A 15,478-nucleotide genomic window follows, 5' to 3' on the forward strand; every position below is an offset into this window, starting at 1 on the left:
TAGCGCTCGCACCTCAGAGCGGAGCGAGGCCCGTCGCTAGATCGGCATCAGGAAGTGCTTGCGCGGGGTCTTGAGGACCTCCTTGTCGCGCAACTGCGCCAACGCCTTGCGGAGCTGCAACCGGGTCTCGGCGGGTTCGATGACCGCGTCGACGTAGCCACGCTCGGCGGCGAGGTAAGGGGTGGCCATCATCGTGTTGTAGAAGTCGATGAACTCGCGGCGGATCTTGTCCGCCTCGGCGGCCGAGAGACCTTCGGTCTGGCGTCGGGTCAGCACCGCGGCCGCCGACTCGGCGCCCATCACCGCGATCTTCGCTGTCGGCCAGGCGAAGTTGACGTCGGCACCGAGGTGCTTGCTGCCCATCACCGCGTAGGCGCCGCCGTAAGCCTTGCGCAGCACGACGGTCACCTTGGGGACATCGGCTTCGACGTAGGCGTACAGGAAGCGGCCGGAGCGTCGGATGGTGCCCTTCTGCTCCTCCGCGAGACCCGGGAGGATGCCCGGGGTGTCCACCAGGAACACCAACGGGATGCTGAAGGCGTTGCAGATGCGCACGAAACGCGTTGCCTTCTCCGACGAGTCGGTGTCGAGCACACCCGACATCACGCTCGGCTGATTGGCGACCACACCCACCGACCGGCCGTCGACCCGTGCGTACCCGGTGATGATGTTGGGCGCGAACAACTCTCCCACCTCGTGAAAGGCGCCGTCGTCGAACAGCTTGATGATGATGTCGTGCATGTCGTACCCGGCGTTGTCGTTGTCGGGCATGAAGTCGTTGAGCGACAGATCGGACTCGGTGATCTCCGGCTCGAGACCCGGGTTGACGACGGGCGGCCGCTCGTAGGCACTCGACGGCATGTACTGCAGGTACTCACGGACCCAGTCGAACGCGGACTTCTCGTCGGGGGCGACGTGATGGATGTTGCCCCACCGCGCCTGATTGTGCGCGCTGCCGAGGTCCTCGGCCGAGATCTCCTCGCCGTTCACCTGTTTCAGCACATCGGGTCCGGTCACGAACATGTACGACTTGTCCTCGACGGCCACCAGGATGTCGGTGTTGGCGGGGGTGTAGACCGCGCCGCCGGCGCACTTGCCCAGGATCACCGAGATCTGCGGCGCGAGACCGGAGAGCAGATCGTTGCGGCGACCCATCTCGGCGTACCACGCGAGTGAGGTGACGGCGTCCTGAATCCGCGCGCCGGCCGAGTCGTTGATACCGACCATCGGGCAGCCGATCTTGCCCGCCCACTCCATCAGCGAGGCGACCTTGCGGCCGAACATCTCACCGACGGTTCCGCCGAAGACCGACTGGTCGTGGGAGAATGCCGCCACCGGGCGCCCGTGCACCAGCCCGTGTCCGGTGACCACGCCGTCGCCGTAACCACTCTCGGCCGCACCCGGCATCTTCGCCAGCGCACCGATCTCGACGAAGGTCCCGGGATCGAAGAGCATGCTCAGACGCTCACGCGGAGAACAGATCCCCTTCGCCGCGCGTTTCGCGAGCGCCTTCTCGCCTCCCGGCTCGCGAGCGGCCTCCAATTTCTGACGGAGGTCGGCGAGCTTGCCTGCGGTGGTGTCAGCCACGGTGTCTCACTTTCTACGCGACCACTGATTGACGATGAGCAGCCGTGCCGCTACTGCTCATCGAGCCGTCCGACCCGCGCGGCCAGGTCGTTGCCGATCTTGGCGATGTACGGCTCGTCGACGATCGAGAGGTGGTCACCGCCGACGTGGATGATCTCCAGGTCGTCGACGACCTCACCCCAGCGGCCGTCTTCGTCGATCTCGGCCCACTGCGGTTCGAGTTCGACGGCGCCGGCGTGCATCTTGTCGGCCCGGTACAGCACGACCTTGCCGTCGTAGGGTTCCGGCGCGATGCTGCTCAGCACGCGGTTCTCGATGAACGAGGTCCGCTGGTGTTCGATGATGCCGCCGGGGATCTTGGTGCCCGACATCGACATCATCTCCATGATGATCGCGAACTGCCCCTCGTCGTCGGCCTCGACGAGCCGATCCATCGGGATCGGTACATCGGGGTCGAGGTCGTAGTTGCGGATCGCGAACTCCTTCCAGCGCTCGAGCCGCGCCCGCTTGCTGTCCGGCGTCTCGGTCATGTCCGCGCGAGGGCGCACCACGTCGATGAGGCCCACGAAGGCAACTTCTGCCCCGGCCTCACGCAGGAGTTGCGCGACGCCATAGGCGAGCGCACCGCCGAAGGACCAGCCGACCAGCACGTACGGGCCGTTCGGCTGCAGCTCACGCAGGCGCGGAAGGTATTCGCGCACACGGTCTTCGATCGATCCCTCGACTCCACGGTCGAAGCCGATGACGGGCCGGTCCGCCGGCAGACGCTTCAGCAGCGCCTCGTAGGCGGAGGTGTTCCCGCCCGCGGGATGGAACAGCAGGATCGGCGTCGGATCGCCGGCGGACGGGTCATAGACCTTCTTGCCGTCCGGGACGAGGCGCAGGTAGCGCAGGAACCCGTCGGTCGACGCGCCGGCATCGAGATGCTCGCGCACGTAGTTCGACATCTCCTCGATCGTCTCGGAGTCGAGGATGTCCTCGACGTCGAGATCTCCGCCGGTACGCTCGTTGAGGCGATCGGTGAGCTGCTGGGCCACGTCCTCCGACAGCACCGGCAGCTTGTTGAAGATGCCGCCGGCCGAGGCCTTGGTGACCACCGCGTACGTGCCGAAGGTCAAGCGCTCGGCGGCATCCCGCGGCGGCACGTCCGAGCCGGCCGCCTCGGCGACGGCCCGCTGCGAGGTGATGTCGGTGGCCGGCTTCGGGGTTGCCGCGGGAGCGGCCGACTCCTCGACCGCCTCCTCGCGTGACGACACCTCCGGTTCGGGCGAGTTCGCGACCGCCTGCTCGACGTCGGCCAGATCCTCGGCGATGTGCCACTTCGGCTCCGGCGACTGCTCGCCGGGCTTGTCGGACTGGCCGGCCGGTGCGGAGGCTGCCGACTCACCACCGCCGGCGTTCTGCTCGTCGATGTAGGCATTGAGCGCCGCGGTGTCGAGTTCGCCACCGCCGGCGGCATTCTGGGCGAGATCGTCGAGCTGATCGCGATGCGTCACCGCGAAGTCGACGAACTTCTCGACGTCGGCGAGGTTCGCCTGGCGCATCGCCTGCAGTTGCAGCTGCGGGATGTCGAACTCGTACTCGACGCGGTTCTTGATCCGCACCGCCATCAGCGAGTCGAGACCAAGCTCGATCAGCGGGATCTCGCGCGGCAGGTCCTCGGGGTCGTAGCCCATGGACTCGCCGACGATGATTGCGAGCCGATCACCCACCGTCTCACCGGATTCGGGACTCCATCGGTTGCCGATGTCGTCGACGACGTCGTCCTCGACGACCACCGTGTCATCGGCGAACACCTCGGCACCGGACCGTGCCGGGGCTGCGGGCGCGGCCGTGACCTCGCCTGCGGTGTCGTCGAGGTCACCGGTCACCGCCGCCTCGAACAGCAGCTGGAAGTTCTTGTCCGCCTTGGCGTGCACGGTCACCGCCGCACCGCCGGGATGCGGGCTCAGCGTCGTCGTGAGGGTTCCCGATGCCGGGATGGCGCTGTGCGCGACCGACGCCCCGACAGCCGCATTCGCCAGGACCTGGGCCGCCGCGGCACGCACCAGTTCACGCGGATCGGTGACCGCGGCCGCGTTGACCTCCCAGGCGTGACGGCCGTCGGGCAGTGCCACGTGCGATCCCGGGACCGTGCCGGCCGAGCCGCCCGAGGAGATCTTCGCGGTGAGCCAGAACTCCTTGCGCTCGAAGCGGGTACGCGGAATGGCCGCGTGACCACCGCGACCGAACAGCGACGCGACGTCGACCGGATGTCCGTGCACGTAGAGCTTCATCAGCGCGTTGACGAGTCCGTAGCTCTCGTCCTCCTTACGCCGCAGCGTCTCGATGAGCTCGGCGTCGTGCAGCCCAGCCGAGAAGGTCACCGCGGCAACGGAGATCAGGACGGCCGGGTTCGGCGAGAGCTCCAGGAAGGTGCGGTGGCCGTTCTCCACCGACTTCGCGATCGCCTGGCTGAACCACACGCTGTGGCGCAGACCCTTGGTGAAGTAGTCGATCGTGTGGACGGGTTCGTGACCGGCGCGGTAGAAGACCTCGCGGTCGACCGAGCTGTAGAACCCGGTGGTGGGCCGCAACGGCGTGATACCGGTGAGTTCGTAGGCCAGCTCGCCCAGGAGCGGGTCCATCTGCGAGGTGTGGCTGGCGCCCTTGGTCGCCAGTTTGCGTCCGAGCTTGCCCTCCTTCTCGGCACGCTCGACGATGGCGTCGACCTGCGACTCCGGTCCGCCGATGACGGTGTGCGTCGGAGCGGCGTAGACACAGATCTCGAGGTCGGGGTAGTCGGTGAGGACGTCGGTGATGTCCTCGGCGCTGTACTCGACGAGCGCCATCAGGCGGATGTCGTCGCCCTGGAGCATCGACTCGCCCTCGCCCATCAGGCGCGAGCGCTGGCAGATCACCCGGGTCGCGTCTTCGAGCGAGAGACCGCCGCTGATGTACGCGGCCGAGGCCTCGCCCATCGAATGCGGCACGAGCACACCGGGTTCGGCACCGTGGTGCCGCAGGGTGTCGGCGAGCGCGACCTGGATCGTGTAGATGCCGACCTGGCTCTGCTCGATGCCGTAGGTCTGCTCGTCGTCGACGAACATCTCCGCGATCGAGTACCCGAGCTCGTTCTGCACCAGCTCGTCGACCCGGTCGACGTACTTGGCGAAGATCGGGTTCTCGGTGTAGAGCTGCTTGGCCATCTTGCGGTGCTGCGAACCGAAGCCGGAGAGCAGCCAGACCGCGGACGCGGCGTCGGGCGAATCCGACGAGTAGACAAGCGGATTGCTCTTGCCCTCGGCCACCGCACGGACGCCGGTGATCGCGTCGTCGTGCGTACGGGCCATGACGACGGCGCGCGAGCGTCCGTGGTTGCGGTGTGCCAGCGCGCGGCCGATGTCGGCGAGCGGCGTCGACCGTCCCTCGTCGGACTCGAGCCACTCGAGCAGGTCCGCGGCGGTCTTGCGCCGACGCGACGGCAGGAAGCCCGAGATGACCAGCGGCACAACCGAACCCTCGACCGCGCACGGTGCGAAGCCGGCGGCCGGATCCGACGCGGTCTCCTCGATCACCGGATCGACGTTCTTCGCCTGCGCGGCGAGCACGGCACGCTCGGCCTCGGTCAGGTAGACGTCGTCGTCGAGATCGGGTTCGTCGACGAGCGACGCCGACGCCGGCAACTCGGATGCGCCCGCATCGCCTGCGGGCGCGGACGCCGGCGCGAGATCCTCGGGCCTCACCTCGCGGACGACGACGTGCGCGTTGGTGCCGCCGAAACCGAATCCGGAGACACCGGCGACGGCATGACCGGAATAGCGCGGCCACTCGGTGGCCTCCGGGATGACCTTGAGATTGTTGGCGTCGAACTGGATGTACGGGTTGGGGCCGCTGTAGTTCAGCGACGCCGGGATGGTGCCGTGCTGCATCGCGAGCACGACCTTGGCCAGAGCACCCGCGCCCGCGGCCGACTCCATGTGGCCGTAGTTCGTCTTGACCGATCCGAGCAGCATCGGCGAGCCGGGGAGGCGTCCGCGACCGACCACGCGGCCCAGGGCGTCGGCCTCGATCGGATCGCCGAGGATGGTCCCGGTGCCGTGGGCCTCCACGTAGTCGACGGTGCGCGGATCGATCGCGGCGTCGGCATAGGCGTCCCGCAGGACGTCGACCTGCGCCTCGGGGTTCGGGGCCGGCAGGCCGTTCGAGCGACCGTCGCTGTTGACCGCCGAGCCCGCGATGACCGCGAGGACGTCGTCGCCGTCACGACGCGCGTCGGACAGTCGCTTCAGGACGAACAATCCGCCGCCCTCGGCGCGGATGAATCCGTCCGCGTCGGCGGAGAACGCCTTCACGTGTCCGTCCGCCGCCTGGGCGCCGATCTTGTCGAAACCGAGGGTGGCCGCCGGGTTGATGATCATGTTGACGCCGCCGGCCAGCGCGAGGTCGGATTCGCCGGTCCGCAGGCTGCGGACGGCCTGATGAACGGCCACCAGCGACGACGAGCACGCTGTGTCGAGGGCGATCGACGGCCCGCGGAAGTCGTAGAAGTAGGACACCCGGTTCGCGACGATCGCGGTGGAGGTGCCGGTCAGCGCATACGCGGCGGTGTCCTCGGCGCCCTCACTCAGGCCGAGGGTCGCCAGCAGCTGGTAGTCGTTCGTGGAGGAGCCGATGAACACACCGACCGGCGCACCCTTGAGATCGCTCGGCGGGATGTGCGCGTGCTCGAGTGCCTCCCAGGTCAGCTCGAGCGCGAGACGCTGCTGCGGGTCGACCATCTCGACCTCGCGCGGACTCATCTGGAAGAAGTCGGCGTCGAACGTGCGGACGTCGTCGAGATAACCGCCCTTGGTGTTGGCCGCGTCGAGGATCTCGACGAGCCGGGGATCGGACCGGAACTCCGACCACCGATCCGCGGGCAGGTCCGAGACACCGTCGACGCCGGCGATGAGCGCGTCCCACGTCGACTCGGGCGTCGTGCCCGACTTCGGGAACCGGGTCGAGAGCCCGACGATCGCGATGTCGTCGTCCGCGTTGCGCTCGCGCCGCCAGAAGGTGTCCGCATCGCCGTCGGCGCCCTCGTCGGGATCGCCCTCGATGATGCGCTGCGCGAGCGTGGCGATCGTCGGATGGTTGTAGACGACCGTCGCGGTGAGGATCACCCCGGTCTTGTCCTCGACGTCGGCGGCGAGCGCCACGGCGTCGCGAGACGAGAGACCGAGCTCCTCCATGGGACGGTCGACGGCGATCTGCTCGACGGGGAGCCCGGTCGCCTGTGACACCCACTCGCGCAGCCAATCACGAAGCTGGTCGACAGTGAGGTCACCGGCGGTCTCGCCGTCGGTGCCGGCCGCGGCGGAATCGATACTGCGGGCCTCGTCGGTATTCAGTTCAGACATCGCTTCCAGACTACTGATCTCGGGGCACCTGAACTGGTGCCGGGTGCATTATCAGCCCGCGGGGTGTCCGGGCGCGGCAACTCGACGCACTCACCCCGCCCGGGTCCGCAGATTCGCTACTCGGCGTCCGGGAACGCCGTCTGCTTGTAGCCGCCCCGGAGACTGCCGTCGATGTAGGCCGCACGGGTCGCGCGCCGCGCGATCTTGCCCGACGACGTGCGCGGGATCGAGCCGGCCGGAACCAGCAGGACGTCGCGGACCATCACGCCATGACGCTGGGCCACCGCGGCACGCACGGTGTCGGCGACCTCCTGCGGGTCGGCCTTGCGGCCGGGTCCGCGCTCGGCGACGATGACCAGTTGCTCGGACGCGTCGTCGGCGTCGGGCTTCAAACCGCTGCCGGCGAACTCGAACACCTCGCCCGGCAACTGATTGGCCGGCACCGAGAACGCGGCGACGAAGCCGGGGCGCAGCGCGTCGCTGGCTTCCTGCGCGCTGTACTCGAGGTCCTGCGGGTAGTGGTTGCGGCCGTCGACGATCACCAGGTCCTTGACTCGCCCGGTGATGTAGAGCTCACCGTCGAGCCAGACCCCGAAGTCGCCGGTGCGCATCCAGATCGCGTCCGCGGGCGCACCCTCGGCGTGACTGTTCTCCGGGAGCGGGGTGACGAGCTTGTTGTGGAATGTCTCCTCGGTCTCCTCCGGCTTGTTCCAGTAGCCGGCGCCGATGTTCAGACCATGCAACCAGATCTCCCCGACATGGCCGTCGGGCTGTTCGGTCGCCGTCTCGGTGTCGACGATGGTGGCCCACTGGCTCACCGCGACCTGACCACACGACACCTGCGCGACCGCGTTGGGCGCGTCGGAGTCGACGAGGGTGAAACTGCCGGCGTTGAGGTCGTCGCGGTCGACGTAGACGACCTTCGCCTCGTTCTCGCGCTGCGTCGCGGACACGAACAGCGTGGCCTCGGCCATGCCGTAACAGGGCTTGATCGCCGTCTTCGGCAGCCCGTACGGCGCGAACGCCTCGTTGAACTTCTTCATCGAGCTGACCGTGACCGGCTCCGACCCGTTGATCAGACCGATGACGTTGGAGAGGTCGAGCTCCTCGCCCTCCTTCGGCAGACCGCGCGCGGCGGCGTGCTCGAAGGCGAAGTTGGGAGCCGCGGCGAAGGTCTCCGCGCCGTCGGCGGCGGCGAGCTCCTTGATCCAGCGACCGGGACGGCGAACGAAGGCCTGCGGGCTCATGATCGTGATGTAGCGGCCGCCGAGCGCAGGCAGGATCACGGTGAGCAGACCCATGTCGTGGAACATCGGCAGCCAGGTGACGCCGCGGGCCTTGCGATCGATGCCGATGGTGTCGGAGATCTGCAGCACGTTCGCGGCGACCGCCTGATAGGTGATCTCCACACCGGCCGGGACGCGCGTCGAACCCGAGGTGTACTGCAGGTAGGCGACGGTGTCCTTGTTGTGGTCCTGACCGGCGACCGGTGCCACCCAGCTCGACCCGACCGAGTCGGGGACGGCGTCGACGGCGATGACGCGCGGTCGCTCCTTGGCCGGCAGCGGCGCGAAGAAGTCACGCACCGCCTCGGCGGACTTCGTCGAGGTGAGGATCGCGGTCGGCTTGCAGTCGTCGAGGACCGCGTGCAGTCGGTCGGTGTGTCCGGGCTCGTCGGGGGAGAACAGCGGGACGGCGACGTTGCTGGCGTAGAGCGCCGCGAAGAACCCGATCACGTACTCCAGCGACTGGGGCGCGAGGATCGCCACGCGGTCGCCCGGCTTGGTGACCTGCTGCAGACGTGCTGCGACGGCGCGGAGTCGCTTGCCGAACTGCGCCCACGTCAGATCCTGGGGCTCGCCATCGCGTTCGCGGCTGTAGTCGATGAACCGGTAGGCCAGTGTGTCGGCCTGTTCGCGGACGTTCTGCTCGACGTAGTCGACCAGGGTCGCTTCCTCGGTGAAAGAGATGTTCCCGGTCTCATCGAGAAAGTCTTCGAGTTCAGTACTCAGCATTCATTACTCCTGTGCCCCCTCGTGGACTCCCCCACGCGGGCGCAGTTCTCCGGCGAGGTCTTGGCGACACCACCACGCAGTCCTGCTGTCCACGTCCTGTGCCGACCGCGGGATACGGTAGCGCACGTCCAGTTACCCAACGAAAAACTCGCGTTCGTCATGCTCGGCTTCGCATGAGCGCGCGTCGCCCTTCGACGCGCGCCCCCGGGTTCACCGACCCGTCACCTCGCTGTTGACTCGCGAGACCGTCGGCCATCCTACTCCCCCTTCAATTGCGCCAGCACGGGCGCAAAAGCATCCATCTGCGTGGGGAACACCCCTACGTAGGACATGGTGGTGCGGCGGCGCACCTCCCGGATCTGGTCGGCGATCTCGTCGAAGCTCCCGATCGCGATGTACGGCGAGGTCAGCACGTCGTCGACGGTGAACTCGGTGTCGTGCGCGATGTTGGGCGGATAGCCCTGTTCGAGCGCCTTCAGCGCCATCTCGGCGGTGGCGACCCGATCGTCGGTGATGACGATGACAGCGATCGTCCAGTTCAGTTCGAGCTCGTCGAACCGGTCGCCGGCGACCTGCCGGATCCGGCCGACACGCTCGGCGGTCTTCTCGATGGTCATGTCGGACAGCTTCATCTTGCCGTCGGTGGTGGTGCCGGGCGCGACGGAGATGATGTCGGCGTGCTTGGCGGCCAGGGCGAGCATCTTGGGTCCGCCGCCGCCGACGGCGATCGGCGGACGCGGTCCCTGCCGCGGCCGCGGACTGCCCTCGAGGCCCTTGATCTGGTAGAACTCGCCGTCGAAGTTCACCGTCTCCCCGCGCATCAGGCCGTCGAGGACGGTCAGCGCCTCGTCGAGGCGACGGATGCGGACGCCGGGCGACTCGAATTCGATCCCGGCCTTGTCGAACTCCTCTTTCATCCACCCGGCGCCGATGCCCAGCTCGAGTCGTCCCTTGCTCAGGACGTCGATGGTGTTGGCCTCCTTGGCGAGGAGGGCGGGATGACGCCAGCCGTTGGCCAGCACCGATGTCGCGAGGCGGATCGTGCTGGTGGCCTGCGTCAACGCGCCGAGCGCCGCGAGCGGACCGACCTGGTTGCCGAGGTGGTCGGGCACCGCGAAGGTGTCGTAACCGTACTCCTCGGCGGTCTGCGCGAGCTTGACGAACTTGCGGGCGCCGCCCTCGTCCTTGTTGCCCTCACCACCCGCGCCGAAGCGGAACTTCCGCAATCCGGCCGAGGTGGCACCGGCATCGCTCGGGGGTTGCGTCATCGCTGTCCTCTCATCGTGATCGCCGGCTGGTGAGGTCGCGTGCGGCGTCTGCGGCGCACTGCGGTGTTCCTCGGGCCAGCCCAACACGTTAATGCAGCGTGACGGCGCCGCCAAACGAATCGGCCGCAGCCGCGACAAGAGGTTACCGGCCGGTTAGTTCGACGATGCGCCCGGTCGGGTGAGTCGCGTCCGAGACGCTTCCATCCGGTCAGCCGTGACCGGCAGATTGCCGGTCAGTTGTGCTTCGGCTGGGGTGCGTCCTCGATGAGATCCTTGGACCAGTCGTACATCCACTGGGTCGCGGTCTGACCGTCGTTCTCCCAGTAGCGGGTGGTCGCGTACATCGCGTGGACGGGATTCGACGCCGCGTTCGCCAGCTTCGACACCGCCGCCAGCGGGTTGACGATCGTCGGCGAGTCACAGATGAGATCGCCCGGGGCGCAGATGGATTGAACCCGGTCGCGGAGATCGCCGAAACCGCCGGTGCGCGGGCCGGTCATGGAGATGCCGGGAACGAGGTTGCCCATGCCGCCGAGCGCGATCTCGGCGCCCACGCCGTTCGGGCTCGGCTCGATGTCGTTCTGCTCACCCGGTTGGCGCCGACCGTCGGCGATCAGCCCGACGCCCAGCACGAGATCCTGGTCACCGTCCTCGAGCACGCCCCGGCCGTTGCCGATGTTGCTGGCCAGATCGCCGGCGATGACCGCACCCTGACTGAATCCCATGATCACGTAGCTCGTCAGCGGGCAGCGTTCGTTGGTGGAGATGATCTTGCCCGCCGCGCGCTTGTATCCCTGCGTGCGTGACACGTTGTAATCGGCCTGCCGGTCGGCGAGGTTGGTCGGATTCCGGAACTGCGCCGTGTAGGGAACGGTGTAGATCTCGCTGCGGGACGAGTCGAAGTCATTCGAGAGGGCACGCGACACGCGCAGCATCAACGAGTTCGGATTCGCCGACGGCGCGTACGGATCGTCGTCGGCGCTCGACTCCCAGGTGCCGGGCACGACGACGGTCAGAACGTCCGGGCAGTCCGCAGGCTGTGCATCCGGCCGTTCTTTCGACGGCGGGGTCGTCGACGGCCCGCCGGGGCCGATCGGCGCGGGTCCCGGAGCCAGCCACACCAGAACCAGCACGACGATGAGCACGATCGCGATGACCGCGAGCGCGAGGAGGAGCAGCGCGAAAGCGCCGAGCCGCCGGACGGGACCCTTCCGGATGCGGCCCGCGGCGTTGCGTCGAGCGGCCACGTCAGCAGTAGTGCTGTTCGGCCGCGCGGATGACCTTGTCGGCCTTCGAGTTCGCTTCCTCGACGTTGTCCGCCCCCGGACCCACAGAGGCGGTGACGAAGGCCTTCACCATGCTCGGGTCGGTGCCCTTCTGCTTGGCACCACAGACGTACTTCGCCATCGTCAGGGCCACTGAATTGTCGTTGTCACCCATGAACGTGACGTCCTGCTGCTTCAACGCGGCGAGATACGCGCGGGCCTTGTCGTCGAGCGGCTGGCCGCTGGGTCCGGGGAAGCTGGCCGGGACCTTCGTGCTGGGGTTCGGTTCGGTCGCCGGCAGCTCCGACGTGCCGCCGGGCGTGGACGGGGTGGTCTCCTCGGATGTGGAACCCTGCGACGCGCTCGTCGAGGGAGCGGCCGAATACAGCGACGTCGTCGTGACCGGGTTGTTGGTGATCGGCGCACTGGCCGTCGAGTCATCGGCGCAGGCCGACACGGACCCGAGCGCGAGAGCGAGGCCCGTCACGGCCAGCACCAGCCGCACACACTTCGTTGTCATCGCCACTTCCTGCCGAACCTTTCGGGTCGAGATCAACGCACCGCCGGACGGTCTCGTCCGGCGACACTCACGTCCGGCCTGCGGCCGATCGCAACGCAGGGGCACCCTGCGTCGCACACCACGTCAGGCTACCGTCCGCGCGAGGCCGTTCCGGCCGCCGCACCAGCACCACCTGCGGTAACGGTCCGATTCCTCAGCGAAGTTTCAGGCCGTACACACGTGGGGTCGAGGTTGGGGCACCGTCGGCGCCCCGTCCCCTCCTTCTGACCGTCACTTCAGGACCTTGGTGCCGTCCTTCGCCGTCCAGGTGATCCGGCCGTGCTCGAAGTGGTTGACGCGGCCCTTGCCGTCGCGGGTCGGGAGTTCGTCGGTCGTCGGCTTGCCGAGACGTCCGCTCGGTCCACCGGCAGCGACGTAGGCGCCACCGATCGCGCCGGTGACGATCTTCGGACCCTTCGGGCCGGTGAACATGCGTCCGCCGGCGAAGTCCTGTGCCTTGCCACCGGCAACCGGGTACGACGGGGTGAGGCAGCCCCCGAGCGTCGCCTTGTTGGCGTCCCAGACCTTGCGGAAGGCGCCGTCGACGCGGCATGCGACCGCGTCGCGCGACAGTCCGAGGGCCGCGGCGGCCTGCGGCCACGCCTGCATCATCTCGAACTCCCAGTACGGCCAGGTGTGGGTGCCCGACGGCCGGTAGTTCGCCTGGCCCGGAATACCCTTGCGATTCAACTGGATCGCGAACTGTTGCGAGGTCACGCGGCTCAGCATCTCGAGTCCGACGCCGGAATAGTTGGTCGCGAGCATCGGGATGTCCGACGGCTTGTCGTGCGGCCCGACCATGCCGTTGCCCGAGGAGACGTACAGGCTCGTGCCCTGCAGTTTGTCGACCATCAGATAGGGGTCGTGCTCTTTCCACGCCGGATCGGACGGCGGACCGAACATCTTCATCGAGTCGTAGCCGCCACCGTCGCGCACCGCGAACTGGATGGCCTGCGGCATGCCGAACGAACTCAGCTGCAGGATCCCCGAGAACGACGCCGCGAACTTGTAGAAGCCGGGATTGCGCGCGGCCAGCATCATCGCCGCGGATCCACCCATCGAGAGTCCCTCGATGCCGCGGACGTCCGTGGAGCGCCAATCGTTCTCCAAGATGGGCGGCAGTTCCCGCATGAGGAACGTCTCCCACTTGTAGTTCTTGCCGCGGTCGGGTTCCTTCCAGTCGGTGTAGAAGCTTGACTCACCACCGATCGGCAGGATGACGTTGACGTTCTTGTCCTTATAGAAGTCGACGATCTTGGTGTTGATGATCCAGCCGCTCTGATCGTCCTGCGCGCGCAGACCGTCGAGCATCGTCAGCTGCGGGAACTTCTCCTTCGGCTTCGCGTGCCAGTCACGGGCCAGCAGGATCTGCACCTGGATGTTGGTGTTCATCGCCGGCGAGTAGACCCACAGGGCCACGCGCCGGTCGGTGTACCAGTAGGTGTTCGTCACCCTCGCCGGCTGGGCGGCCGGCACCGACGCCGGAGCGACCGGGGCGCGCGAGCTCGGTGGCGCGGGCGCCGGAGCGCTCGGCGACGCCGGGGGCGCGGGCGGGGCCGGAGCGGGCTCGGCGCCGGCGAGACCGTTGCCGATGACGAGCACCGCGGCGGTCGCCAGCGCGACCACGGCCGCCGTCACCGGGCGAAGGGTCGCCCGACGACCGGCCGGGCGCGCGTCACCCTGTCCTGCGTCAGCCGGTCGCGCGTCGACCCTGCCTGTACCACTGTTTCGCCGCATCACTCTCCAGAACTCCTTCGCCCCTGTACGCCGGCGCCCGCAGCGTCGTGACCGATTCCCCGTCAGTCACACGTGCATCATGAGTATCAAACGCCTCAGGAGTTTCTTACACGCCACAGCGAGGCCTGTCCGCACGCCACGCTGTGACACGTGGGATTTGTGTGACAGTTGATATCCCGGCCTGCTTCGCAACCTCGGTCGCCAGACCCTTCGTGACGCGCTCTCCGCAAGCTCCGGGCGCTCCTCAGGGAGCAGGTGGGTGGGTCCACGCACGACGACGCCCCGCCCGAAAACCCGAGCGGGGCGTCGTGTGGCCGGCGGACCGGCGATGTCAGATCAGCGGAAGAACCCGCGGTTCTTGGCGTTCCAGATCATGTCCTGCCAGTAGCCCCAGGCGTGGGTGCCGTTGGCGTAGTAGGTCATCAGCGGGACGCCCTGGACAAAGGCCGCGGCCTCGAAGGCCTTGGACTGTGTGAAGGCGAGCAGCTCGAGGGTCGAACCCTTGAACAGGTCGTCGAACACGTTGGGCAGTGCGTTGTAGCGGCCGAACAGACCGTTACCGGAACCGACGAACACCTTCATTCCGCGCATCAGGCCGATGTTCCAGAAGGGATCGTTCTGGAACCAGCGGATGCTCCACGGCGGGCCCCACATCGCGTCGATGTTCCACGGCTTCGGGTCGACGTCGAGCATCGCCAGGCGCAGCGCGGTACGCATGCCGGGCGCGCTCAGGAAGTTGTAACCCGAGAGCGAGCCGGCGCGGTCGAAGTGCTGACGGTTCTGGGCACCGAGGACCAGTGCGGCGTTACCGCCCATGGACAGGCCCATGATGGCGTAGCGCTTCGACGGTCCGACGCGGAAACCACGGGCGTCGAGCGCGCTGATCAGGGTCCGACTGATGACGCAGTTCCACCGGTACCGGTAGGGCTGCCGGTTGAAGTTGCTGGGTGCGTCCCAGTCCGTGTAGAAGCTCGCGGGTCCACCGATGGGCTCGACGACGTTGACGCCGGACTTCACCATCTCCTGGACGTTGGTGTTGATCTCCCAGCCGCTGTAGTCGTACTGGGCGCGCATGCCGTCGAGGAGGATGACGGTCTTGTAGTTGCCGGGCTTCTTCCAGGCGCGGACCTTGACGTTCGGCATCCCGCAGCCGTTGACCCAGAACTCCTGCTTGCCGACCTGCGTTCCGCCGATCCGGGCGTTGGCCTGGCCGGCGACGACACCGGTCAGTCCCACAACTGTCAGGATGGCGACGAAAGCGGCGATCAACCGGTTGCTCATCCGGTTGCGCGCAGGCCTCGGCGCCTCGGTGGCAGCTTCACGCATGTACAGAATCTCCCTCTTCAGCCGATCGGCCGGAACTCATGGTCCCCGGTGGCCTACCGGTCCTTGTGCGTCACACATTTTTCGTCCCCCGGCTCATTGCGCGGCGCGACGTCGTTCACGAGTCGTTCTCGCATGCGATTCACCGTCGGCGAGCCTATTCGATGCCCCCGAACGTGACAAACCATGTGATCGCGATCACAACCCCCGTCACTTCGGCGTCCCAGCAGTTCAGAACGCCTCAGTCACGACCTTTCTATCGGCCGCGCCCACGGGGACGTTACCGATCCGAGATGTTCGACGGCAACTCCACAGGTTCGACCCCGCGTTTTCTCGGGATTCT

At 67.6% G+C, this 15,478-nt stretch carries 8 protein-coding genes; all 8 read right to left on the reverse strand.

What is annotated here, in order from left to right:
- Positions 1 to 36: 36 nt before the first annotated feature.
- Positions 37 to 1,587, reverse strand: coding sequence for an acyl-CoA carboxylase subunit beta (locus tag Q9R39_RS12345; protein ID WP_058250940.1), 1,551 nt, complete (start codon positions 1,585 to 1,587; stop codon positions 37 to 39).
- 50 nt (positions 1,588 to 1,637) lie between these two features.
- Positions 1,638 to 6,968: a polyketide synthase Pks13 gene (gene pks13, locus Q9R39_RS12350; RefSeq protein ID WP_311277567.1), complete on the reverse strand. Its 5,331-nt coding sequence runs from the start codon at positions 6,966 to 6,968 to the stop codon at positions 1,638 to 1,640.
- A 116-nt stretch (positions 6,969 to 7,084) separates the two neighbouring features.
- Complete coding sequence (gene fadD32 / locus Q9R39_RS12355) at positions 7,085 to 8,983, reverse strand: long-chain-fatty-acid--AMP ligase FadD32 (RefSeq protein ID WP_265968425.1); 1,899 nt, start codon at positions 8,981 to 8,983, stop codon at positions 7,085 to 7,087.
- Positions 8,984 to 9,240: 257 nt separating this feature from the next.
- Positions 9,241 to 10,251, reverse strand: coding sequence for an LLM class F420-dependent oxidoreductase (locus Q9R39_RS12360; protein WP_065631250.1), 1,011 nt, complete (start codon positions 10,249 to 10,251; stop codon positions 9,241 to 9,243).
- Between the two features lie 233 nt (positions 10,252 to 10,484).
- Positions 10,485 to 11,498: a cutinase family protein gene (locus Q9R39_RS12365; protein WP_065631251.1), complete on the reverse strand. Its 1,014-nt coding sequence runs from the start codon at positions 11,496 to 11,498 to the stop codon at positions 10,485 to 10,487.
- Between the two features lies 1 nt (position 11,499).
- Complete coding sequence (locus tag Q9R39_RS12370) at positions 11,500 to 12,036, reverse strand: DUF732 domain-containing protein (RefSeq protein WP_065631375.1); 537 nt, start codon at positions 12,034 to 12,036, stop codon at positions 11,500 to 11,502.
- A 270-nt stretch (positions 12,037 to 12,306) separates the two neighbouring features.
- Complete coding sequence (locus tag Q9R39_RS12375; protein ID WP_065631252.1) at positions 12,307 to 13,812, reverse strand: alpha/beta hydrolase-fold protein; 1,506 nt, start codon at positions 13,810 to 13,812, stop codon at positions 12,307 to 12,309.
- Positions 13,813 to 14,148: 336 nt separating this feature from the next.
- Complete coding sequence (locus Q9R39_RS12380) at positions 14,149 to 15,138, reverse strand: alpha/beta hydrolase family protein (protein ID WP_004021369.1); 990 nt, start codon at positions 15,136 to 15,138, stop codon at positions 14,149 to 14,151.
- Between the last annotated feature and the right edge of the window lie 340 nt (positions 15,139 to 15,478).

Source organism: Gordonia sp. AC31 (assembly GCF_031844505.1).
Classification (GTDB): Bacteria; Actinomycetota; Actinomycetes; order Mycobacteriales; family Mycobacteriaceae; genus Gordonia; species Gordonia hongkongensis.